The sequence below is a fragment of the Hungatella sp. SL.1.14 genome, assembly GCF_024460495.1.
Lineage (GTDB): Bacteria > Bacillota > Clostridia > Lachnospirales > Lachnospiraceae > Hungatella > Hungatella hathewayi.
This window is the reverse complement of record NZ_JANFYJ010000003.1, coordinates 260,351-283,541: the sequence shown is the minus strand read 5'-3', so window position 1 is coordinate 283,541 and position 23,191 is coordinate 260,351. Positions and strand designations below refer to the sequence as shown.

The following is a 23,191-nucleotide window of genomic DNA, read 5'->3' as shown; positions in this document are numbered from 1 at the left end:
ATAAATCACTCCTTTTCCTTTTTTATTGCTTCTAACATCTTTTCTTCTGTTATGGGAATCTCATGGAACCGGATTCCCGTCGCATGGTAAACTGCATTGGCGATGGCTGCAGCAGTCGGCACCAGGCCGCATTCTCCGACGCCCTTCGCTCCGAAGGGACCGCTCGGCTCGTTGGTTTCCACCAGAATTACATCGATATCCGGTGTCTCCAGAATCGTTGGAAGGTAATATTTATGGAAGCTGTCCTGGGCCTGCCTTCCCTTTTTGTCATAGACAATCTGTTCGCTTAAGGCATAGCCGATTCCCTGCAGCACAGAACCGTGAATCTGTCCTTCCACAATATCCGGATTGATGGCCCGGCCCACATCGTGAGCCGCCGCAAGACGAAGGACCTCAGTCTGCCCCGTCTCCAGATCCACTTCAACCTCTGCAAAATGAGCGTGCCACGGAGGCGCATTAAACGGTACGGTCTGGCCGATTCCGATGATCTGCCGGTTGGACCTGTGAATCAGATGGGCCGCTTCCCCGATGGTCATGCAAGGTTCTCCATTTACGGAAATCATCCCATTCTCCAGCGTCAGAGTTTTCAGATCCGCCTTCAGCTGCTCTGCGGTAAACTCCAGGATCTTCTGTTTTGCATCCCGTCCCGCCGCCTCTACCGCAGTTCCCGCCGAATAAAGCGTTCTGCTGGCATGGCTTCCGATGTCGTAAGGGGTGCTGGCCGTGTCTCCAAAGACGATGCTCACCTGATCCATGGGAATTCCCAGGGAGGAGGCCGCTACCTGCGACAGCGTGGTGGCGATTCCCTGTCCCATATCAGGAACACCCACCGCTAAATTGGCGGAACCGTCCTCCATAACGGTCAGATAGGCGTTGTCAAACTCCACCGCAAAAGGCCAGGAGTTGCTTAAATGAGTTCCAGCCGCCATTCCGATGCCCCGCACTTTTTTGCTGTCCGTGGTCTTTTTGAGCCTGTCTCTGTCAGTCCAGCCGATCTTCTCCGCTCCCTTTTCCATACACTCCGCAAGGCCGCATGTAGCGCAGGGATACGGTGGAAGCCAGGGGGCGTATGGAGTCATAACATTTTTCAGACGAAGCTCCATCGGATCCATGCCGAGCCGTTCGGCCATCATATCGACCGTGGACTCCACCGCAAAGTTTCCCTGCGGATTGCCAAAGCCTCTCATGGCACCTGCTGTAGTTGTGTTTGTATAGATGCAGAGACCGTCGTACAATACGTTGGGAATCTGATAAATGCTTATATTTGTCACGCCCAGAACCGCTGTCACGTCGGGTCCCGCATTAGCGTAACCTCCTGTGTTTAAAACGGCGTTCAGATACAGGGCCTGGAAGCTTCCGTCCCGCTTCGCTCCAAGCTTCACCGTTATGTAACCGGAGTGCCTGGTGGTCGAAGCGATAAAATCTTCTTTTCTGTCATAGACAAACCGTACCGGCTTTCCCGCAAGGATCGCCAGTGCAGCAGCTATGGGTTCCGCTTTTCCGCTCATTCCCACATGGGAACCAAACGCGCCTCCGATATAGGGGGGATTCAGTACACGGACCCGGCTGGCCGGCATCCCGAACAGCTTCGCCAGAAGATTCTTTAAGGGATGGGGACTCTGGGTCGTGGACCACACCGTCAAATGACCCGATGCAGAGTAATCCGCCACCGCGGCCTGCGTCTCCAGCTGGCAGTGCTTTACCACGGGAAGTTTAAACCGTTCTTCCAGGATAAGATCGCTCTCCCCAAACCCCTTCTCCAGATCTCCCATGGGAAGTTTTGCCATGCCGGCAATGTTATTTCCGATAAAACATGGATGAACGGGCGGCGCATCTGGTTTCATGGCCTCCAGAGGATCAAAGACCGCAGGCAGCTCCTCGTATTCCACCCGAATCAGCTTAAGAGCCTGCTTTGCCGTCTCCTCCGTATCCGCGGCGACCGCTGCCACCTCATCGCCCACATAACGCAGTTCCTGATTAAAGACCTGCTCATCCTCCACAGGAACCGCAGGCGGGTTCGCCTCGCTGCAGGAGCTGTTAAAATGGCATTCCGTTGTATTTTTATAGGTAGCTACGGCACGTACTCCGGGCAGTTTTTCCGCCTCCGCCGTATCGATATACACGATTCTGGCATGTGGATACGGGCTTCGCAGTACTTTTGCATGCAGCATCCCGGGAAGCTTTAAATCCGTGGTAAACGCTGCCAGTCCGGTCGCCTTTTCCAGAGCGTCAATTCTTGGCAATGGTTTTCCTACTTCACCTTCCGCCTTCATCCGTTTCGCCTCCTTCCATAAGGGCCAGCGCGCGGGCTGCAAGCTCCACGGCCTGTTCTATTTTCACGTATCCGGTACAGCGGCACAGATTACCTGCCAGCGCGGTTCGGATCTCCTCTCTCGTCGGATGGGGCTTCTCATCGAGGAGCGCCTTGGCCGACAGAATCATTCCCGGCGTACAGAAGCCGCATTGAACAGCCCCTGCGTCGATAAACGCCTGCTGGATGGGATGGGGTTTTCCTGCTGTCTTTAAGCCCTCTATGGTGACAACGCGGCAGCCTTCCACACGCGCCGCCGGAACCATACAGGAATTGACCGCTTTTCCGTCCACAATCACGGTACACGCACCGCATTCCCCCTGTCCGCAGCCTTTCTTCGTTCCGGTGAGCCCCAGCCGGTCCCGCAGAACATCCGCCAGTAAGTCAAACGGCTCGATCTCCACCCGGGTCGGTACATCATTTAATATAAAGGACAGCTTCATTCCTGCTCCACCTCCTTTTTCCCGTTTCCGGCATCGGAAAATGCTTCCAGCAGCGCCCGTTCCACCATCACCGGAAGGACTTCCTCCCTGTAATGCTTCGAACCGCGGATCAGGCTGTCCCTGGGATTCGCATTTTCTAACGCCAGTCTTCCCGCCTCCTGAAACAGCTCCTTCGAAGCTGTTCTTCCGGTCAGAAACGTCTCCGCCGCCTCTGCGCGCACCGGTCCCACACCTACCGGAGCCATGGCAATACGGCACCGTTCCACCACGCCATCCCTGACTGCCAGAAATGCCGCCACACAGACCATGGGCAGCGCCAGAGCCTTTCTCTGTTCCAGTCTGGCGTAACCGCTTCCCTCACCGGGTCCTGCCGCCGGAACCAGAAGCCTCGTAACCAGACTCTTCGTGCTGTCAACCGTACTCTTTCCAAATCCGGCGTAAAGACGATCCATGGAAAGCACTTCTGTTCCGGTTCCATTTACCACCTCCACCGATGCGCCCAGTGCTGCCAGTGCCACCGCACTGTCCGCCGCCGGCTGGCCGTTTACAAGATTGCCGCCGATGGTACTGCAGTTGCGAATCTGATTGGAGCCAACGGAATGGGACGCCTTTGCCAGCGCATATGCGTACTGCCTGATCATGGAACTCGCTGCCGCCTGATTATGGGTGACTGCCGCACCGATCTCCAGAATCCCGCCGTCCCGCCTGATCCCGGTCAGCTCTGGAATTCCCGTGATATCCACGAGACAGTCCGCCTGATACTTTCCGCTCTGCAAATCCAGCACCAGATCGGTACCGCCTGCTATAATCCTTCCGCGTCCCTCATATTGGGCAAGCAGTGCAGGTACCTCTTTTGCCTCCTTTGCCATTATGTAATTCTGTACCATAAGGAAATCAGTCCTCCTTTCGTTTTGCCTTTTTTCGTTCAATTTTCACAGTTTTATTATAACAGTTTCCATCAGGCGCCATCTCCAAAAAATGGATGGTCAATTTTGTAGTTCCTATGGGAATCGTAACAGAATTTTCATAAATCCTTAAAGTCTTTTTTCCGCTTCAATGGTAGAATCATCCATAATAAGGAGGAGAGCCTATGAAAAAGAAAACCGTCTGGACTGCATCCGTACTGGGAGCCGCGGCCTTTCTGGCGGCATTCTGCCTGTTGGCACCGCGCAGCTATCCGGTACCTGCAGATACGACCGTCGGCACCCGCAGCATCCGATATGAAGACCGGCCTGAAACGGCAGCCGAGATCATTGTGGCCCGTTACTTCTTAAACCAGATAACGGGGGATTTTAATGAAATGAAAAACCTTCTTCCCAATACGGAAGCAGACAGGATTACGCTGAAAAATGAGAAAGAAGCATTCCTGAAGGGGGAATCCATGGAAACGTATCTCATCCGTTCCATCACCACCCTGGATCGTGAACAGTATATCGGAGACAACAGGGCATTTTCCTATCCCGGCGCGGAACACAAAGCCCGGCAGGAGAATCTGAAGGATTATGTGGTTGTACCTGTGGAATTCTATCAGAAATGGTCAGATAAGGCAGAGGCCCGTGCACCGCAGTGGGGCTCCGGAGAATGCGGCCGGAACTTCCTGGTAGGCAGAAAAGCACTGGATAAAAATTACAAAATATATGATTATGGAATGATGATGTAAGGAGACAGATATGAGTAAGGAGATCACATTGGCAAAGGCCGGGCTCTCAAACTGCGAGGAACTTTACCAATTACAGACCATTTCTTTCCACCAGCTTCTGGAAAAATACCAGGATTATGATTCCAATCCAGGCGCGGAGACGAAGGACCGTACGCTTCAGAGACTGAAAGACCCGTTTACGGATTACTATTTTATCTGCTTATCCGGAAAGCATATCGGTGCGGTCCGCATCAGCCACTTCGAAACTTTATGCAGGCTCAAGCAGTTATTCATTCTTCCTGAATTCCAGGGACACGGATATGCGCAGCAGGCTATTTTACTGGCTGAGGCACTGTATCCGGAGATCCAAAGATGGGAGCTTGATACAATCAGCCAGGAGGCAAAGCTCTGCCACCTGTATGAGAAAATGGGGTATACAAAGACTGGGCGGATGGAAAAGATTAAGGACGGGATGGATCTTGTTTATTATGCCAGGCATACTAAAAGAGCAGGGAATTGCGGCAGACAGGCATGAGAAGCCGCAGGAGATCGTACAGCATGGAAAGCCAACTGTAATCAGGAAATAACAGTTGGCTTTCCATGCTTATTATATATATTCAATTTTATTAATCAACGATCGGCCTGCGCACTCTGAGTTCCATCAGGAACCGCCCACGGTTCCAGTACTGAAAGAAGTCTGTCATCATAATTCAAGCCAATACCGGTGCTGTATTCCTGGCTGGGGAGAGTTCCACGGGGATAGGTGATCTCTAAGTGGGTTGGAAAAAGGAGAATATACTCCGGCCGCAGGGCTGCTTCCATCTCCCCGCGCAGTTCCGGGCTGACAGCGTCCGAAGCATCTAAGAGCCACTGTCTTGCCTCTTCTTCCGGCAGGCTGAACAAATCCCAGTTGCTGTATACCGCCCCTGTTTCCCTGTTAAACACGGCCCCCAGCCGAATCTCCTCTGATTCCTGGCCGCTTACCGGAATTGCAGCGATTGTGATAAAGCATACCATTGTATCATTAGCTGCGGAAGGCGTAATCTCCTGACGGACACGGCGTTCCTGATACACCGTTCCGTTCTGCCGGCAGGACAGGTAATCCTCATAGGCCTTCTGAAGCTCTGTCTCCGTGTCGTAGAGCAGTCCCTGTTCCTCGTAATAACCATCTATGGCCTTACGGGCAGATTCATTTAAATCATTAAAACTCACGGTCCCGGCTACGTAATAGTTGTCCGGTCCAACGGTCTTATAGACCGTCAAAAGACTTGTTCCATCTGATAATCTGTAGCTGTCATACGTATTATGCTCGTCCTGCCATAAGTCCGCGCTCTCTCCTCCCGGAAGGGAGGCAGCATTTTCCTGTATCAGATGCAGCGTCTCCTCCTCCTGAACAGGGCCTCTGTAACAGCCCGACAGGAATAAAAGGGACAGGACCAGTGCTGATGGGTAAATTCGCCTCGCTTTCATGGGTTATCCTCCTTTATGTTTCTAACACCATGTTATACTTAAAAGCAGGAATTGTCCACCGTTTCATGCTTTTCCGCAGGTTTCAGGAAATCGGTATGATACCCGGCAGCTGCATCAGACCGCACGGATTTACTTTTTCCGGATCCTTTAGGTTCTTTCTCGGCTTTGGGTGTGGGGCCGTGCCGATGGGCTTGATATCCCAGTGTGCCGCCATCTGGATACGAACCGCAAAAATGAACGTGACTGGCGAACACATGGGCTTTGTGTCCGACAGTCACGTTCATTTTTGTGGCGAGTAGGAAGCCAGGCGGACACGGGATATCAAGCCCATCGGCGCGGCCCCACACCCAAAGCCGGGAAAGAACCTCCTTTATACCAATGGCCGGATCTCGTAGTCTTCCATATTCACTTCTTTAAATTTCGATCTCTGGAACCGGTCCTTCAGGCCATATGGAACAGTGCAGTCGAAAATGGTCTTGCAGCTGATTCCCCGGTCTTTCAGCATAGGATTATATTCCGGTCCCTCTGTTGGGTCCAGCGGATGGCAGCGGACTCCTGGAATGGTAATAGTATCCACATCGCCCTGATATCGGGTGTTAAGCGCCCATAAAACATCGTCCGAATCGAAGATATCCACATCCTCATCCACCACAATCACATGCTTCAGCTCGGGAAATGCGGTGAGGGCGATAAGCGCCGCCTGACGCTGCCTTCCCTCATCACTGGGAACCTGTTTGGCGAACTGTATGACCGCCATGTATTTGCCTCCTCCGGAGCGGTGGGCATAAACGTTTTTCACGCGCCCGGCAAGCGCTTTCTCTTCCATGGTCAGGATACTGGCCTCCGTTGGGATTCCCGCCATGCTCACGTGTTCCTCGCTGGGCCCGATACAGGTCTGGATCATTGGATTTTTCCGATGGGTAACCGCTTTGATCTTTATGACCGGAAGTTCCCCTGACACGTGGCCGGTATATCCCGGAAACTCCGGCATGGCCTTTCCCGTATTAGTATTGATATCTTCCCGCATCCGCTTACCGGCCACCAGCTCCCCCTCAATGACAAATTCTGCGTTGGCGATGGCGTATTCGTCGATGGTCCGGCATTTTGCCATACGAACCGGCTTTTTGCGGAGCGCGCCTGCGATGGATAACTCATTGAAGCCCAGCGGAGTAGTGGGTGGTTCAAAGCAGGAGGCGATCTCGATGGCCGGATCCACACCAATGCTGATGCTGATGGGCAGATTCACGCCTTCCCGCTCCGCCTTTTCCCGAAATGCGTCCAGATGACGTACTCCCGGAGTGAAAAACATAGTCATCTCGTCCGCCGACTGCAGGCAGAGACGGTGAATCGTCACGTCCCCATCTCCCGTAACGGGATCGGAGGCGTAGCACATGCCCATGGTAATGTATGGGCCTGCATCCTCCTCCGTGTTCTGAGGCGCCGGAAGAATCTTTCTGATATCGAAGCCCTCATCCGACGCATAATGAATCTCCTCCTGGCACGGCACATCTCCGCTCTCCGTAAATTCCGGCATGACGGGGTTCGCGGCCGCGTCCTTTAAAAGAAAGCCCAGCTTATCCGGCGGGCAGTCCAGCAGATACCCCACCCGTTTCCTGGAAGCCAGCAGGCCGATCAGCACCTGTTTGTCCGGAAATCCTTTGATATTGCGGAAAAGAAGCGCCGGTCCCTCCTTCGTCGGCCGCTTTACCGTACCGCCCGCACCGACATAGCGGTAAATTCCCGCAACTTCTGCGTAGGAATCTACCTCTGTATCTGTACAGGCGATCTGATTTTCATACTTTTTCAGTTCCTCCACCGCACTCCGTAAATCTTCAACCATTCTGATTTCCTCCTTTTTCTTCCTTCTGATCCTGCTGATCCTGCCTCAAACCGGCGGCAATCCGGTGAGCGCCTTCTTCGCACAGCGCAATGACGCCGATGATCTGTTCCTTCGTTATTCCGTCCACATGGATGCCGGCCAGTACGGCCAGCCCCCCGGGAACCACGGATTCCAGTTCCCGGTAAATGAGTTCAGTCACCACGCCTTCCCTGTGGCCTTCTCTGGCATTTGACAGGCATTCATCTCTGTCACCGAAGGCAATGGCTCCAATATGGCCCGTATCTCCGCCTGCTGCCAGCACCAGACAGTCGGTTCCCATCCGGAGCACCCGAAACTGCACAGAGACACCGTGGCCTGTCATGGTAAAATCCATCAGTTCCTCAAACATGGTCCCGCACCTTCTCTCCCCATCGTTTTGCACCTTCCCATGGAATCCGGAACTGGTCCAGAATCTTCATAATCTGGTGATTAACAATGTCCTCCACGGTCTCCGGGTGGTTGTAAAATGCCGGCATGGGAGGCACTATGACAGCGCCCATCTGCGAAAGTTCATACAGATGTTTTAAATGAATGGTGTTAAGCGGCGTCTCCCGGGGACAGACCACCAGACGGCGCCGCTCCTTCAGGGCGACATCACAGACACGGGTGATCAAATTGTCCGCGTATCCATTCGCAATTCCCGACAGCGTCTTCATGCTGCACGGCAGGACAACCACGCCATCCACCGGATAGGAGCCGCTGGAGATACAGGCCGCCAAGTCGCGGTTATCGTAGCAGTGGTCCGCCAGAGAAAGAATCTCCTCTTTCGTATACTCTGTTTCAATCTCCAGATTGATCCAGGCGTAATCACTGAATATTACATGGGTTACAACTTCTTTCCTCTCCTTTAAGGCCTCCAGAAGCTTTACTGCGTATATCGTTCCGCTGGCCCCGGTTACACCGATGATCAGATCCATGAAAACTCCTCCTTTTTGCCGTTCCTGTTGTCGTATAGAAGCCCGCCAGCCTCTTGGCTTTTCCGTAACAGTTCAGCCTTCCGTTCCGGCCGCCGCTGGCCGGAACGGCGCTTCGTTTCCCCTCAACTGTACCGGAAACCGCCTGTACAATCAATTCCTTTTGTGGTATCATTGTTTCCATAACCGAATGAATGAACGGAGGCGGAATATGACATTTGATCAACTGCAGTACTTTGTGGCGGTCGTGGAAAGCTCCACTTTTTTTGACGCGGCGGAAAGCCTTCATATCGCTCAGTCCACCCTGTCCAAACAGATACGGAATCTGGAACTGGAGCTGGATGTCCAGCTGTTTGACAGAAGCCGCCGCCACGCATCTTTAACGGAGGCCGGACGCGCCCTCTATCCAGATGCGGTTAAGCTTTTGAAGGGTATTCAGGGAATGAAGCAGCATCTTGCTCCATATCAGGACAGCCGGAAATCCATCATACATTTAGGAGTCCTTCCTATTCTGCATCAGTACCGCTTAAATCCCATTTTAAAGCAGTTTACCGAGTCTCATCCGGAGATTTCCCTCTTGATTGACGAAGTGGAGGATGAACCGCTGCGGCAGGGCTTCCGCCATGGCAGCTACGATCTGGTCATCGGCCGTCCGGAGCTGCTTACCGGCATTCAGAGCACATGCCATCTGCTGGCTCACGACCGGCTGGTGCTTCTGACCCCCACAGACCATCCGCTGGCGGGCAGGGCAGCCGTTCCTCTGGAAGAACTGTCCGGAGAATCGTTTATTCTGATGCATCCCGACAGCAGCATCCACCGGCTGTGTCTCACGGCATGTCAAAAAAAAGGATTCCAGCCCGCTGTCACCCGGACAGCCAAGATAGAATCCATTGTCAGCGCCGTCGCCGCCGGAGAGGCGGTGAGCCTGCTTCCTTACAGCAATTTAGATGTATTCCGCCATGAAAATGTCGTAGTGATACCGTTACAGGAGCCCGTCGCAGCCAATGTCGTCCTGGCCTGCCAGTCTCCAAAAAAACTCTCACGCTGCAGCCGGACTCTCTGGAAATACTTATCCACGTAAACCGTTTTAACGAAAAAAGAAGCTGTGCAGAATTCTCTCTGCGCAGCTTCGTCTCTCTTTATTACGTTCTTACCGGTTTTCTTCCATCGACACGCCGGCGATCTTGATGTTCACATCCAGCACGGTAAGTCCCGTCATGTTCTCAATCGCACTCTTTACCTTGTCCTGTACCTTTTCACAGACTTCCGGAATGCTGAAGCCGTACTTGATGTTTAAAGATAAGTCTACAGATACGTGCTCTTCCGTTACTTCGACCTTTACGCCCTTGGATAAATTCTTCATCCCCAGCTTCCCAACCAGTTCGTTGGTAATGTTGCCTGCCATCGAATCCACACCGTCTACTTCCGTCGCCGCAAGGCCGGCAATGATGGCTACCACTTCATCTGCAATCTGTACTTCGCCGATTTTATCTTTTTCATATACTTTATGAGTATTTCTGTTCTCTGTCTCTGCCACAATGATTCCCTCCTGTTTTCAATTCTTTCCACTACCTGGATTATAGACTATTATAGCAAAGACAGCCACAGTTTGCAAAACATTTTTCTATTCCTGTCCCAGAATCCCCGCTTCTAAGTCACTTAACATCACATCGGCAGCGGTGATGCCGCCTTCCGCCAGATACCATACGGTTGGCGTCAGGTAGACAATACGGCCGTTTTTGTATGCATCTGTTTTCTTTACCAGTTCGTTATCCATCACTTCTCCCGCCAGCTTCGCGCCTTCCGTGTTGATTGCGGAATCACGGTCCAGGACAAAGATATAATCCGGGTTTAAGGAAACGAGAAGTTCGAAGGAGGATTCATTGCCGTGTGTGGAGTCCACATCATTGGCCAGATTGGTGAATCCAACTTCATTGCCGATCAGGGAGCAGCGGCTTCCGTCACCAAGCGTGTTGAAATTGCTGCTGGTCACCATTCCGATCACTGCGGTCTTTCCCTCTGCCGCCTGACGAAGCGTCTCCACACGGGCGTCGATTCCGGCCAGTTCCTCAGCCGCCTTTTCTTCCTCCCCGAAGATGGACGCAATCATGGACGCGTTGTTTTTCACACTCTGAATCACGCCCTCCTCATAGTCCACAGCCGTGTAAACGACGGGAGCAATTTTAGACAGTTCGTCATACTGCGCGCTTAAGCGGCCGCCGATAAAGATCACATCCGGTTCACTGGCCATGAGCGCCTCCATATCCACTTCCTTTAAAGTACCGAGATTTACAATGGCGTCGTTGTTGTTATACTCCATCAGATAATCGATTTTGGAGGATTTCGGCATTCCCACAATCTGACTGCCCAGTCCCCAGTTGTCCATCATGTCAAGCACCGCCATGTCCAGAATGGCAACGCGCTCCGGATTATAAGGAACCTCCAGTTCCACCTTCTCTCCGTTTCCATTCAGGGTCGTTACGGTGACGGATTCCGGTGTTTCCGAAGCCTGAGCGTTTTCATTCCGGCTCTCAGCCAGGGCAGATTCGGCTTCAGCGGAAACTGTCGCTTCGCCGGACTGTCCGTCTGTTGTTTTTGACTGTCCGGTCCCCTGCCCGCAGGCTGTCATAGAAAGGGCTGCTGCCATTGCAAGTGTCAGTAAAGTCATTTTTTTCATAATCAGTATCTCCTTTTTCATCTGAATTATTTATAATCATCATGGTGAATCAGCATCCGTTGCTGACGCAGTTTCGTGTCAGTACACTAGTAATAGATCGATAACGGTTTCCCTTCGATTTGCAGAATCTCAAAATCTACGCGGTATATTTCGGAAAGATTTTCCTTTGTCATCACTTCCTCCACCGTCCCGAATTTTGAGATTTTTCCATCCACAAATGCGCAGATATAGTCGGAGTAAAATGCTGCGTAATTGATCTCGTGCAGGACGAGAATCACGGTTTTTCCCAACTCATCACACAGTCTGCGGACGATTTTCATCATATTGGTGGCGTGGTAAATATCCAGGTTGTTAGTCGGCTCGTCAAGCAGGATGTATTCCGTGTCCTGCGCAATGACCATGGCAATGTAAGCGCGCTGGCGCTGGCCGCCGGACAGTTCGTCGATAAACCGGTCCTCAAATTCCTCCAGTTCCATATAAGCAATGGCCTTATCGATGATTTCTTCATCCTCCGCCGTAATCCGGCTGCCGCTGTATGGAAAACGGCCAAATGCCACCAGCTCCCGGACCGTCAGCTTCATCTGGACGTGGCTGCTCTGGGTCAGAATAGCCAGACGCTTCGCCAGATCCCGGCTCTTCCACCTGGAAATATCCTTTCCCTCGAAATCCACCGAGCCGTCATCCTGGGCGATCAGTCTGGAGATCATTCCCATGACCGTTGATTTTCCGGCTCCGTTGGGACCGATCAGCGAGATCACCTTTCCCGCCGGCAGTTCGAAGGAAACGCCATCCACCACGGTTTTTCCATTGTATTTTTTCAAAAGTTCTTTGACAAACATCGTTGTCACCTCCTTATGATGGTTATCCACGCCTACGCAGAACGGCTCGTTCGCAGCAGCAGATAGAGAAAGTAAATTCCGCCTCCCACAGTAATAAACACACTGACAGGAACGCTGTAAGTAAATATCTGCTCTGTAATCAGCTGGCCGCCTGCCAGTATCACCATTCCGATCAGCGCTGATCCGGCTATCAAATAGCTGTGGCGGAACGTTTTAAACAGCTGCCTTGACAAATTGGCGATAATCAGGCCCAGGAATGAGATCGGCCCGACCATGGCCGTCGCTATGGCGATAAACAGAGTCACCCCCAGAAGCAGTCTGCGCACGGTGCGGTCATAGTCCACCCCCAGATTAATCGCCTGCGCCTTTCCCAGTGTAATGACATCCAACAGCGCCAGTTCCCGGCGGAGGGCAAGGAGCAGAACTGCGATCAGAATCAGGGAAAAGAAAATGATTTCCGTATTTACATTGGTGAAGCTGGCGACCAGCGATGCCAGAAGGCTGTCGTACTCGTTGGGGTCCATGATGCGCGTCAGCGTCGTCTGCATACTGGTAAAAAAGGTGGACAACACCGTTCCGGCCAGCAGAACATACAGTACGTTATGGCTTGTCTTCTTAAATAAGTAACTGTAAATGACGGTGGCGATGATCGCCATAAGCACCAGATCCACCGCAAACGAAAGATTGGTATTGCGGGCCAGCAGACTGGTGGATCCGAAGAAAAACACCACCGCCGTATGAATCAGCGTATAGAGGGAGTTCATCCCCAGAAGGCACGGTGTCACAATGGTATTGTTGATCACCGACTGGAAGATGACGGAAGCCCCTCCGATGCAGAACGCCGTAATCAGCATGACCGCCAGCTTTGGAATCCGCAGGCTCATGGCGTAGCTGAAATATTTCATATTCACATTCAGAAAGAGATAGAGTACGGAGGCCGCTGCTGCCAGCAGTGAAAGCATCACCAGCTTCTTTCCGTTAATGCTTCCTGTCTTTTTCCTCCTGCTTCCTGTCTCCTGTTTCATGCTTCTGTTCCTCCAGTCTGCGGCGAGGGTACTGCCGCGGCTCTCTTTTTCCCGAAGGGAAGGGAAATGCTTTTCCGTCCGTGGTTTAAGCGGTAGATCAGCATACCCACAAAAACTGCGCTTCCGATGACGCCGATGATTAATTCAATGGGCAGCTCATAGGGCGCGATCACGGTCCGGCCGATCATGTCGCAGACCAGGACAAACAGCGCTCCAAACAGGGCGGTATCCAGCAGAGTTCCCCGTATCCGGTCGCCTTTAAACATGGCCACCAGGTTGGGAACGATCAGTCCGATGTAAGAGACGCTGCCGACAACGACCACGATGCTGGCCGTAATCATGGCGGCGATGCTCAGTCCCAGGAAAAGCACGACATTGTAGTTGACACCCAGATTTTTTGAGAAATTCTTCCCCATTCCCACAATATTGAAATGATTGGCAAACAAAAATGCCAGAAGCACCAGCGGAAGCGTTAAATACACCAGTTCGTAGCGCCCTCTGATCACCAGGGAAAAATGTCCCACCAGCCAGGACGAAAGAGCCTGGGTCATGTCGTATTTGTAGGCCAGATAGCTGGTCACGCCTCCGATCACGTTGCCGAACATGATTCCCACCAGCGGAACCATGACCACGTCCTTAAACTGGATTCTCTGAATGAAACAGACGAAGATCCATGTCCCCGCGATGGCCGCAGCAAAAGCGAAGACGGCCCGTCCCCACAGGGAAGATGACGGCATAAACAGCAGCGCCAGTAAAATACCGAACTGCGCCGACGAAATCGTCGCGCCCGTGGTTGGGGAGACGAATTTATTCATGCAGAGCTGCTGCATGATCAGACCGGAAATACTCATACCGACTCCGGTACAGAGAATTGCCAGAAGACGGGGCAGCCGGGATATAAACAGAATTTCCATCTGCTCAAAATCCCCCCGCAGCACACCTTCCGGGCTGAGTTCCATAACGCCCAGAAACAGTGATACCACCGACAGCACGGCCAGTAATACGGCCAGAAGGATGGTTAGAGTCTTTGGTTTTATTTTAGGTTCCTCCTCTCAAGCTATGTACAGGCTTTAGTTAGTGTTAGCTAACTAAACAGTAAAAAAATACAACACGCAGGATATCCCATCACATGCATACTGGACTACTATGATTCTTACACCGCGCGCTGCCTGATTATCATAACACAGAGAGTTAGTCATGGGCAACTCCATAAAATGCACAAACTTTTCTCAATAACAGAAGGAAAAAACGGCGATTTCCGGTAATGGAAATCGCCGGAAATAAAGAGCAGGGATGCGAAAAAGCCATTTGCAGCTTTTCGCATCCCTGTCTGCTCATTCCGTTTATTCCCTTCTATTCTTCCAGCTTCATCAGGGTAATCACGATGTTCTCCGCCCCCACTTCTGTTTTGCGCTTTACGATGTCCTCAATCTGGGCACGCTGAGGATCGGTAATGCTGGAGGCGTTGATAACGACATCGACCTTTCCGCTGGTAATGCTGACAACCGGATCGGAGAAGCCCTTGGCCATCAGAAGAGTCTCCGCGGCGTTCTCTTTTTCGGAAATTGCAGTCATGTCGATCATTTCCTGAATCGCTTCCTGTTTGGCTGCCTCTTCGATGTTCTCATTGTTGATCAGATTCATCAGGGTCTCTTTGTTCTTGGCACGGACCTGCTCTCTGCTCAGCTGAACGTTCGCTATGTAATCTGACACATTCATACCACTGGTTAAGACTGCTTCCCCCGGATTTTCCAGACCGGTTTCCGTGTCACTGGACGCTGCGTCATTCGCTGCCAGCTGTCCGCCTTCTGCCGCCGAATTGTCGGCTGCATTGGCCGTGTCCGCGGCTGCATCTCCCGCCACGCCTTCCTGATTACTGGCCGCTGCGCTGCCGGAGCCGTCTGTATCCTGAGCGGCCAGGCTTTCATCACTCGGATCATTGTCAAGGCTTGCAATCTCCTGGTAATTGCCGGGATCGCCTGTCAGCGCCTGGTTCTCGGCCAGAATGTCCTCATCGGATATATCTGTCACACCGGCCTCATACACGTCGGTTCCCGACGCCATTTCCTGTTTTCCTGCGTAGTTTAGATATCCGGCAGCCGCGATCATGACCGCCAGCGTTGTGATGATAATCTGATTTCTTCTGAACAGTTTTTTCATATTCATTTTCTTTGGGGTTCCCGGGACTTTAGATTCTCTGATATCTTTTAAGCTTCTCATTCCTAACACTCCTTTTTTATTCCACCCTCTTTAATACTTTTATTTTATGTGGCGGCAAGTCAAATAATGCTTCCATCGCGCCTGAAATTTCAGCTTTTACAGTTGGACTGCCTCCGCCCTGGGCGCTGATGATGATTCCTTCTATTTCAGGGCGAATTTCTTTCTCCACGATCGGCGCCGTGTTTTCCCCGGATCCGGTCAAAATTGTACTTTCCTGCTGTTCTGCGCTGCTGCTCTTCCTCGTTCCGCCGCCGCTGTCCTGTTCCTCCGTGCTGGAGCTGCTGGTATTTTTATCTACACGCAGCACCTTCTCCTCAGAAGATTTGAGCACGATCATCACATCAACAGTCCCGACGCCATCCACCGTCTTTAAAATCTGCTTCACCCGCTGCTCCAGCTGCTGTTCATAGGTACGGTCCGCATTTGCGGCCGCGGCCACCGGTTCTCCCGCCTCTGTCACCAGACCTTCCTGTAAGACAGCTTCCGTTCCCGATGCGGCGTCTTTCATCATCTTCTTTTCCGTCTCCGGACCGGATGGAATCGTGAGGACCAGGAGCAGAAGTCCTGCCGCCAGCAGAATCAGCCATTTATCCTTACCCAATTTCCTGTTGAATTTCAATGTCCTGTTCCTCCAAATCATAATATTCTGAAATGCGCCGTCTTAAACCTGCCAGAGCAGAATTTTCTTCCTGCCGGTGATCCGGCTGCCCCGCCGATGCGCCGGCCGGTTTCGTTATCTCTCCGGCGGACGTTCCGGTTTCTGTACCGGCTGCGGCCGGATTTCTTTCTCCGGCTGTCTCCGACACCTCTGTGCTCCCGCCGCCGAGTTCCACGCGGATCCGTTCCACTGATTCAACCGGCCTGATTTTGGTATTGTTCCCCTGATCCGTCTGTCCTGGGCTGTCCGGAGCAAGGCGGAGGCTGACGGATACCACGTGACCGAACCTCGCATTCTTTTCATCCCCGTCAATGAGAGCCTTCGCCTTCACACAGACAAATCCCGACGATTCTGCCATGGTACGCAGGTCATGCTCCACCGCCTCCTCGTACTGGCTCACCATACTCTTTAAACGAACGCTTTCCATATCTGAGATCTGGGCCGAAAGCTCCGACGCCTCTTTCTGAAAGCTGATGGCTTCGAAGTAATAGGCCAGTTTGTCATCCAGCCGGAGTCCCCCCGTAAACGGTTTTAAGACCAGCAGAATGAGCACCATGCCCGCAAACAGCCGGAAATATTTTTCATACTTCTTATCGGGAAGAAGATTGGTTACCACTGTCATAAAGATCAGATAATACGTGATATTTCTGATCCACTCATAGATACCTTCCATGTCAATCACCCTGCGTAATACGTTACATTTGTGGAGGCGCATACCACTGCGACTGTCACTACGAACAGCACAATGGCGGAGGCCGCAATGGACAGCAGAATTTTATGCCCTCGGGCCATGTCCGAGATGCAGGATACAATCCGTTTATCGCATACCGGCTGCAGGACAGCTGCCACGCACTGATACAGAATCATGAGAATCACCAGCTTCAGCATGGGAATCAGCGTGATGATCACCAGAACCACCACCCCGGCGGCACCCATGGTATTCTTTACAAGGACGCCTGAACCAATCACCATCTGCGTCACGGCGCTGGCCCCCTGCCCCACCCCCGGTATGATTCCGATCAGTTTCTGAACGGCTCCCGTTTTCATGGAATCCACGTAGGGGAGCACCAGCCCCTGAATGAGGTGAAATCCCAGAACAATACCGACCATTGTCTTTAGGCTCCAGGTGATCACATCATTTAAGAGATCCGTCAGCTTCGACAGGATGTCCTCCTTTGCAATGTGGCCTGCCATGACGAGAAGCGCGTAGACCTTCACCATGGGCAGAAGGACCGAGGCGGTAATGGTCTGAGCCACCGTGATGGCAAACAGCGTAAATTCATAGGAAGCGACTGCCGATACGCTTCCCCCCGCAAACGCCGCCGCCAGAAAATACGCCGGCATCAGCGCCTTCATAAATCCCAGAATCTGATTCACCACACTGCCTGCGATGGTAATACTCGTAAAAAAACTGGCTGCCAAATAGGTAAACAGCAGCAGATAGGTGACGAAAAAGCCTGTCTCCGATATCTGGCTTCCTGTAAAAACATTGGAAAAATTGCTAAACACGGCGCCGATAATTCCAAGAATAATAATCTGCCCCATCATATGGCTGTTGTTTCTGACTTCCGAAAACAGTGCGTCACGAATGCTCGTACCGATCTGCCCCATCACATCTCCCAGTCTGCCCGCCATGATGTCCTTCATCATCTGTTTAAATGACAGGTTCCAGCCGCTCGTTCCCTGTGCATTGATATAATCCTGGATTTCCGACAAATCATACTGTTCCAGATCCATGGAGACCTCTTTTGTCTCCGCTTCATCCACCGTCTTCCCGGAATCGACCGGAGATTGTCCACCATGCTCTGCCGCAAAGCTTAAGAAGCCAGCGCACAGTCTGCCTTCGGAGAACACACCCCCGGTTCCTGCCAGAAGGAGTGCCAGTACCAGTAAAACAGCTGTTTTTAACAGACGCCCCTTCATGACAGAAATACCTGCAGTGTCTCGATGAGGGCCAGAAGAATCGGCATGCTGACGGCAAGCACCGACAGTTTACCAAAGATTTCGATCTGTGTTCCCACAGCGCCGTACCCGGCATCTTTGCAGATTCCGGCGGCAAATTCTGCCACATAGGTGATCCCGATCATTTTAATCAGGGTGGATAAGTACACACTGTTGATCTTAATATAAGACTGAACCTGTTTGATGGTATCCAGAATTGTAGTCAGCTTTCCGACTCCGTAAAAAAAGATGAAAAATCCGGCTGCCATCACCAGATAGATACCGTACTCTCCCTTCATTCCCTTCAGTGCAACAGCCAGAAGGACTGCTGTGATTCCGACTACGGCTATGGTCACTACCGTCATATTCTCACTACCCCTACAATGCAAACAGATTTTTAATGGTTTCAAACAGCTGATAAATGTAAGGCACCAGCCAGAACAGCACCAGGATTAAACCCGCGAGACTCGTTAAAAATGCCTGTTCTTCCCGCCCGCTGTGCTTAAGTACCTGGCAGATGACGGAAACCAGGATTCCAACCGCCGCTATTTTGAATATCAGATTGACCCCCATGCTATCCTCCTTATACACACTTGTTTCGTCCGCGTCCGGACTGCCGGCCCGCATACGCTTCCGCCGTCCGGCGTATTAATACATCATAATCGTTAAGAAGATTCCGCCCATAATACCGAGGCTGGTATAGAGACGGCTTCGCTCCTGCTTATGCTCCCTTAAATATCCGATGGTTAAATCCAGCTGTTCCAGATAGAGAAGAATCGTCCGCTCCTGCATTTCCAAGTCTAAGTAACCCAGGTGCTCCCCCAGTCCTTTTAAGCTCTGCCTGTCCTCTTTGGAGAGGCAGAAGGCTTTTGGAAGCTTCTCGATCTCCTCCTGCCAGATATCGTAAAATGGTTCCCCCCGCTGTCCCTCCATCCGCCCAGCCACCCGGACAAACAGATCGCCGATCTCGCCTCCGCCCTTCTTCCCCGTCCGCTCGAAGCTTTCGGGGAGTGCAGAGCGGGCGTATACGATCTCTCCCTTCAGCAGGAAGATCATTTTTCTCAAGTGTTCCATGGTTTTTAGCCGTTCTCCCCACTGCCCCGCCAGGAAGAATCCCATACCGGAGCAGGAAACCACGACAAGAACGGCTCCCAGCAGTCTGATTCCCGTATTAACCATATGCCATGCACTCCTCGCTGTTCCATCTCTTTCCCATGCGGTGAACCTCTGCCTTATAGAGCTGGGTCCCGCGGGAATCGTAGATCTGATCGATATTTCCGATCTTTCCTTTATTATTCAGCACGATATACCGCTCGAAAATCCGCTCATCCACCAGCCTTCTGAGCACCGGCTTCTGTTTCAGATCATCGATGGAGCTTCCGTGCACCGTGGCAATCAGCTTGCATCCGCAGTTCATAACGTATTCCACGGCCTCCAAATCTTCCCTGCTGCCTATTTCGTCAACGGCAATGACCCGGGGGGACATGGTCCGGATCAGCATCATCATGCCCCGGGCCTTTGGACAGCAGTCGAGAATGTCGGTGCGGATCCCCAGCTCATTCTGAGGCATCCCCTGATAACAGGCGCCGATTTCCGACCGTTCGTCCACCACCCCCACCGTCATGCCCGGATGAGCCTCCGTCCCATTGGAAATCTGCCGGATCAGATCGCGAAGCAGCGTCGTTTTGCCGCACCGGGGCGGGGAAATAATCAGGGTGTGCAGAATCTCTTCACTGTCGTAGAGATACGGCAGCACCGGGGAAGCACAGCCCTTCACCTGGTGGGACAATCTTACATTAATAAAGGATATAAACTTCATCGTCTTAATTCCCGACTCATCCAGAATCGTTTTTCCTGCCACGCCGATACGGTGGCCTCCCTGGATGGTAAGAAATCCCTGTTTCATCTCTTCCTCAAACGCATACAGGGAATAATTGCTCATGTATTCCATGGTTTCCTTTAACTCGTTCCGGCTCACTAAGTAGGCGTCCCGGCAGTCCCGGCTCAGCTGGCCCAAGCGGCTTATGTAGTATTCCTCGTTCTTGTAAACCATTAAAAGCGGTGCCGCAACCCGCAGGCGGATCTCCTGCACTTCGTCAAAGCTTACGGCAACCCGGGTCAGAATCTCTCTTATATTCTTCGAAAAGATCTTTATGAGCTCGTCTTTTTTCTCCACCTTCATCCCTCCTCTTACCTCAATATATGTGAAGGGGGACAAATTATGACGGAGAATTATTTTCATTTTTCAGAGGTATATGGTATGATAGCTGTATGGAATACCGTAAACAGGAACCATCGATGTCACTGAGCCGAAGTGATTCGGTTCAGCACAGCGGAAAGGAACATATATGAAGAATAAGCTGCTGCCCGTCCTTATAATCGCCCTGGGCCTTTTAACCTCCGCATGCCATACAGACAGCGGTTTTGACGCCCCTGCTGAGTCCTTTCAGAAGGAGAGCCAGGCGGAAACCGTGTCTCCGGCTGAGGAAAAACCCGCTGCAAAAGATCAGAGCTCTGATGCGGCAGATCATGTTTCCATCGGGACTGAGGAAACGAAAGACGCAGAAACCGCTTTCCATACTTTTTCTGTTAAAGCATTGAATCATTTAAACGCTGACCCCAGCCTGATCTCCAACCGGTATGTCAAGGCCGGCGACATAAGGACTGCCATATCCTTTTCACTGGCACAGGATTGGAAAGAGTCTGACAGTCTGACCTGTCATTTCCAGACTCAGGATAGTCAATATGAAAGCAGTTGGAACGGAACCGCCGACGCGGTAATTAATACAGAGAGCGGGACAATAACGTACAAGCTCATACCGGAATTCTTTGGAACGAATCAGAAAAACGGGACATGTGAAATCACCTTTCATTTAGACGAAACAGTGCCTTATATTGCAGTTCAGGGGGATCCCCGTCTGGAAGGAGAGTACTATTCATTTCAGGATTCCTTCAGCCGTCCGGATGAATTCACCCGCTATCTGGGAAAAGCTGATCTGTATCTATACCCAACCGAAGACCTTAAGCTGCTCAGAAATGAAATTTATGCGGCCCATGGACGGAAATTTGATACGGAGAGCCTCAATCAGTATTTTTCCGCTCAAGCGTGGTATCGCGGACTTCTGGAACCGAACGCATTTTCAGATGCCGTGCTCTCTGACATTGAAAAGAAGAATATTACGCTGATCCGGGAATTGGAAGAGATTCCTTACAATGAAAGGAACACGATAGACGGCATTCAATATGGCGATGAGTGGGACCGGCTTCCGGTGGCACCGTATCTTTCTTATTTGCATCCAGGCCATGAAACCGGGCTGTCTGCCGACTTATCAAAGGCTGAGGATATGGGCGTATATTACTGCGTCCCCGGTTCCATCTCCATTCCCGCTTCCATCACACAGGAGCAATTTTCCCAGGTCCAAAACGGAAGGGAAGTCGAACTCGTTTTAAATGCACTGACTGGCAAAAGCAGGATGTTATCCCTGAATCCCAACGCCGGGCCCAGCGGTTCAAACGGCTATTTGACGTATGACAAAGGTATGGATCCCTCCACTTACGGCAATGAGGCGGCGATCACCGCGGATTTAGAGAACGGAACGTATACCCTGTGGGAGGACAGTGACGATACGATTATGAAAACGGTCTATGAGGGCAATATTTATATCCTCAAAGGCGCCGTCACAGGCACCTATACCAACCTTGCGGAAGCATCAAAAACTCAAAAGGAACTATATGCCGGAGAACCGGTTGAAGAAGGCAAAGAGGAGGCTTCGGCTGAATATACCGTATACGGTAATGATCTTTACTATAATGAGAAAGGGTATTTTACAGCATTTTATTATCTTGGTGATTAGGTAGAAAAAGGAAATTGGATAAAAAAAGGACCTTCGGATATGGTGATCTGAAGGTTCTTTTTTGTGGAAATCACAGTGTTTGTGGGACATTTTTTTACAGATTGGTTGACATTAGTATGATTTTCCATATGGTTTCAATCAACATCACCCGCAGGAGATGACTCGCTTCCAGGTACGACATTCAATGCAGATACCTAAATTTCAATCCACATCTCCCGCAGGAGATGACTCATCATCCGCCTCCTGAACTTCTTATGAGTTTGCAATTTCAATCCACATCTCCCGCAGGAGATGACTCATTCGCGCCAGCGTTAAAGGATATTATCATAATGATTTCAATCCACATCTCCCGCAGGAGATGACTCTCTGAAAATCTACTGCCGGCTTCTTATATGCCTTATTTCAATCCACATCTCCCGCAGGAGATGACTCCGGATTCGTCACCGGATGCCTTAAAAACAGTTCCATTTCAATCCACATCTCCCGCAGGAGATGACTCAGCAATTTTTCCCAATCTCCCTCCCCAACTCCCCTCACAGCCTTAACTATATTGTACAACAATCCCTTTAAAAATCAATCATCAACTCCATATTCCCCCAATTCCCCCCCAATTTCCAGTGCGAACCTCCCAGTAATTCTATGTTCACTTAAGGTTCGCACCAGCTACCGCCCCGTGCAGCCACTCCTCACAGCTAATTTTCTTCTCAGTCTTTCACAAGCACTTTCACAATCTCCGAAATGTACATTGTATGATAATCTTTATCCGGATACCATTTCCCATCATTTTCCTTATCCAGGAAATTATCACCGGGCATTGGATCACAGTATAGCTTCCGGCAGACAAAAATCATATTTGCTTCTTCAAAGGCCGTAGTACCATCAATAAAATAAGGGGTCAGCCCAGCTTCCGCCGCCTTATCGCAGTCACGCCCGGACCGTGTTCCGCAGATGTTCAGTGCTTTTTTGTACTCCTTGTCATAAAAAGACACTGTAAAATACTCGTTTGCATCCACAAATTCTTTCGTATAGCGCTGCGGCCGGATATAGGTCGTAACGACATTTTTATTCCACATAATACCCACTCCGCCCCAACTGGCTGTCATCGTGTTAAATTTCTTCTCGTCACCTGCCGTAATCAGCATCCACTCCGTACCAATCTTTGTAAAAGGATTGAAATTCAGTTCTTCCATTTTCACTTCTTTAAAACTCATATGATGATTCTCCTTTTCTCACACCTGCACTCATGATACAGTTACTTTAGCGGCGCAGCAGTCATTGTCTAAGGGCGCCTGCTGTACCGCAATCGCCGCCGCGCCTCTCT

At 51.3% G+C, this 23,191-nt stretch carries 26 protein-coding genes and 1 CRISPR repeat array; of the genes, 4 read left to right on the top strand and 22 right to left on the bottom strand.

Annotated features, from left to right (window positions below; genetic code table 11):
* Positions 1-5 precede the first annotated feature (5 nt).
* From NE473_RS05225 to NE473_RS05215, 3 genes are read right to left on the bottom strand one after another with little or no spacing between them, the layout of a single operon-like run.
* On the bottom strand, positions 6-2,273 hold the full coding sequence (locus NE473_RS05225; protein ID WP_055651632.1) for a xanthine dehydrogenase family protein molybdopterin-binding subunit: 2,268 nt from the start codon (positions 2,271-2,273) through the stop codon (positions 6-8).
* A complete protein-coding gene (locus NE473_RS05220) occupies positions 2,257-2,754 on the bottom strand; it encodes a (2Fe-2S)-binding protein (RefSeq protein ID WP_022033538.1) in 498 nt (165 codons plus the stop codon). Before NE473_RS05220 ends, NE473_RS05225 begins: the two co-directional genes overlap by 17 nt.
* A complete protein-coding gene (locus tag NE473_RS05215) occupies positions 2,751-3,641 on the bottom strand; it encodes an FAD binding domain-containing protein (protein ID WP_055651631.1) in 891 nt (296 codons plus the stop codon). The genes NE473_RS05220 and NE473_RS05215 overlap by 4 nt, the downstream gene beginning before the upstream one ends.
* 203 nt (positions 3,642-3,844) lie before the next feature.
* Between NE473_RS05215 and NE473_RS05210 the strand changes: the two genes are divergently transcribed.
* A complete protein-coding gene (locus NE473_RS05210; protein WP_055651630.1) occupies positions 3,845-4,414 on the top strand; it encodes a hypothetical protein in 570 nt (189 codons plus the stop codon).
* 10 nt (positions 4,415-4,424) lie between these two features.
* Positions 4,425-4,928: a GNAT family N-acetyltransferase gene (locus NE473_RS05205; RefSeq protein WP_006771950.1), complete on the top strand. Its 504-nt coding sequence runs from the start codon at positions 4,425-4,427 to the stop codon at positions 4,926-4,928.
* 95 nt (positions 4,929-5,023) lie between these two features.
* On the opposite strand, the gene NE473_RS05200 is transcribed toward NE473_RS05205, so the two are convergent.
* The 5 genes from NE473_RS05200 to NE473_RS05180 form a co-directional block, all read right to left on the bottom strand.
* Positions 5,024-5,863, bottom strand: coding sequence for a hypothetical protein (locus tag NE473_RS05200; RefSeq protein ID WP_055651629.1), 840 nt, complete (start codon positions 5,861-5,863; stop codon positions 5,024-5,026).
* A gap of 82 nt (positions 5,864-5,945) precedes the next feature.
* Positions 5,946-6,119: a hypothetical protein gene (locus NE473_RS05195; RefSeq protein WP_155560749.1), complete on the bottom strand. Its 174-nt coding sequence runs from the start codon at positions 6,117-6,119 to the stop codon at positions 5,946-5,948.
* Between the two features lie 114 nt (positions 6,120-6,233).
* Positions 6,234-7,703, bottom strand: coding sequence for a UbiD family decarboxylase (locus NE473_RS05190; protein WP_006771947.1), 1,470 nt, complete (start codon positions 7,701-7,703; stop codon positions 6,234-6,236).
* On the bottom strand, positions 7,696-8,091 hold the full coding sequence (gene lpdD, locus NE473_RS05185) for a prenylated flavin chaperone LpdD (protein ID WP_055649380.1): 396 nt from the start codon (positions 8,089-8,091) through the stop codon (positions 7,696-7,698). Before lpdD ends, NE473_RS05190 begins: the two co-directional genes overlap by 8 nt.
* On the bottom strand, positions 8,084-8,659 hold the full coding sequence (locus NE473_RS05180; protein WP_055649379.1) for a UbiX family flavin prenyltransferase: 576 nt from the start codon (positions 8,657-8,659) through the stop codon (positions 8,084-8,086). The genes lpdD and NE473_RS05180 overlap by 8 nt, the downstream gene beginning before the upstream one ends.
* Before the next feature lie 208 nt (positions 8,660-8,867).
* Between NE473_RS05180 and NE473_RS05175 the strand changes: the two genes are divergently transcribed.
* Positions 8,868-9,737, top strand: a complete 870-nt coding sequence (locus tag NE473_RS05175; protein WP_055649378.1) for a LysR family transcriptional regulator — start codon at positions 8,868-8,870, stop codon at positions 9,735-9,737.
* 69 nt (positions 9,738-9,806) lie between these two features.
* Here the strand turns inward: NE473_RS05175 and NE473_RS05170 are convergent, their stop codons facing one another.
* The 13 genes from NE473_RS05170 to spoIIIAA form a co-directional block, all read right to left on the bottom strand.
* A complete protein-coding gene (locus tag NE473_RS05170) occupies positions 9,807-10,193 on the bottom strand; it encodes an Asp23/Gls24 family envelope stress response protein (RefSeq protein WP_002601061.1) in 387 nt (128 codons plus the stop codon).
* 87 nt (positions 10,194-10,280) lie between these two features.
* A complete protein-coding gene (locus NE473_RS05165) occupies positions 10,281-11,333 on the bottom strand; it encodes a siderophore ABC transporter substrate-binding protein (protein WP_055649377.1) in 1,053 nt (350 codons plus the stop codon).
* An 86-nt stretch (positions 11,334-11,419) separates the two neighbouring features.
* On the bottom strand, positions 11,420-12,172 hold the full coding sequence (locus NE473_RS05160) for an iron ABC transporter ATP-binding protein (RefSeq protein WP_022033547.1): 753 nt from the start codon (positions 12,170-12,172) through the stop codon (positions 11,420-11,422).
* A gap of 32 nt (positions 12,173-12,204) precedes the next feature.
* Positions 12,205-13,197 (bottom strand): iron chelate uptake ABC transporter family permease subunit, encoded by a 993-nt coding sequence (locus NE473_RS05155; protein WP_055649376.1) that lies wholly within the window; start codon positions 13,195-13,197, stop codon positions 12,205-12,207.
* Positions 13,194-14,189: an ABC transporter permease gene (locus NE473_RS05150; protein WP_309296579.1), complete on the bottom strand. Its 996-nt coding sequence runs from the start codon at positions 14,187-14,189 to the stop codon at positions 13,194-13,196. Before NE473_RS05150 ends, NE473_RS05155 begins: the two co-directional genes overlap by 4 nt.
* Before the next feature lie 361 nt (positions 14,190-14,550).
* Positions 14,551-15,417, bottom strand: coding sequence for a SpoIIIAH-like family protein (locus NE473_RS05145; RefSeq protein WP_006771937.1), 867 nt, complete (start codon positions 15,415-15,417; stop codon positions 14,551-14,553).
* A gap of 16 nt (positions 15,418-15,433) precedes the next feature.
* The gene (locus NE473_RS05140) at positions 15,434-16,057 is read right to left on the bottom strand and encodes a SpoIIIAG-related protein (protein ID WP_256265173.1); all 624 of its coding nucleotides are present in this window, start codon (positions 16,055-16,057) and stop codon (positions 15,434-15,436) included.
* A complete protein-coding gene (locus NE473_RS05135) occupies positions 16,011-16,748 on the bottom strand; it encodes a stage III sporulation protein AF (RefSeq protein WP_256265172.1) in 738 nt (245 codons plus the stop codon). The genes NE473_RS05140 and NE473_RS05135 overlap by 47 nt, the downstream gene beginning before the upstream one ends.
* A gap of 5 nt (positions 16,749-16,753) precedes the next feature.
* The gene (locus NE473_RS05130) at positions 16,754-17,998 is read right to left on the bottom strand and encodes a stage III sporulation protein AE (RefSeq protein WP_055649374.1); all 1,245 of its coding nucleotides are present in this window, start codon (positions 17,996-17,998) and stop codon (positions 16,754-16,756) included.
* Entirely contained in the window at positions 17,995-18,381 is a 387-nt protein-coding gene (locus NE473_RS05125) for a SpoIIIAC/SpoIIIAD family protein (RefSeq protein ID WP_006771933.1), read from the bottom strand. The genes NE473_RS05130 and NE473_RS05125 overlap by 4 nt, the downstream gene beginning before the upstream one ends.
* A gap of 13 nt (positions 18,382-18,394) precedes the next feature.
* On the bottom strand, positions 18,395-18,589 hold the full coding sequence (gene spoIIIAC / locus NE473_RS05120; RefSeq protein ID WP_002601071.1) for a stage III sporulation protein AC: 195 nt from the start codon (positions 18,587-18,589) through the stop codon (positions 18,395-18,397).
* 75 nt (positions 18,590-18,664) lie between these two features.
* Positions 18,665-19,195: a stage III sporulation protein AB gene (locus NE473_RS05115; RefSeq protein ID WP_006771931.1), complete on the bottom strand. Its 531-nt coding sequence runs from the start codon at positions 19,193-19,195 to the stop codon at positions 18,665-18,667.
* Entirely contained in the window at positions 19,188-20,192 is a 1,005-nt protein-coding gene (gene spoIIIAA / locus NE473_RS05110; RefSeq protein WP_155521563.1) for a stage III sporulation protein AA, read from the bottom strand. The genes NE473_RS05115 and spoIIIAA overlap by 8 nt, the downstream gene beginning before the upstream one ends.
* A 172-nt stretch (positions 20,193-20,364) precedes the next feature.
* Between spoIIIAA and NE473_RS05105 the strand changes: the two genes are divergently transcribed.
* Complete coding sequence (locus NE473_RS05105; RefSeq protein WP_055649372.1) at positions 20,365-21,870, top strand: DUF4454 domain-containing protein; 1,506 nt, start codon at positions 20,365-20,367, stop codon at positions 21,868-21,870.
* A 131-nt stretch (positions 21,871-22,001) separates the two neighbouring features.
* Positions 22,002-22,369: a CRISPR direct-repeat array (repeat unit 33 nt; unit sequence ATTTCAATCCACATCTCCCGCAGGAGATGACTC).
* A 205-nt stretch (positions 22,370-22,574) separates the two neighbouring features.
* Here the strand turns inward: NE473_RS05105 and NE473_RS05100 are convergent.
* Positions 22,575-23,081 carry a flavin reductase family protein gene (locus tag NE473_RS05100; protein ID WP_055649371.1) on the bottom strand — a complete coding sequence of 169 codons (507 nt, stop codon included), beginning with the start codon at positions 23,079-23,081 and terminating at the stop codon, positions 22,575-22,577.
* Between the last annotated feature and the right edge of the window lie 110 nt (positions 23,082-23,191).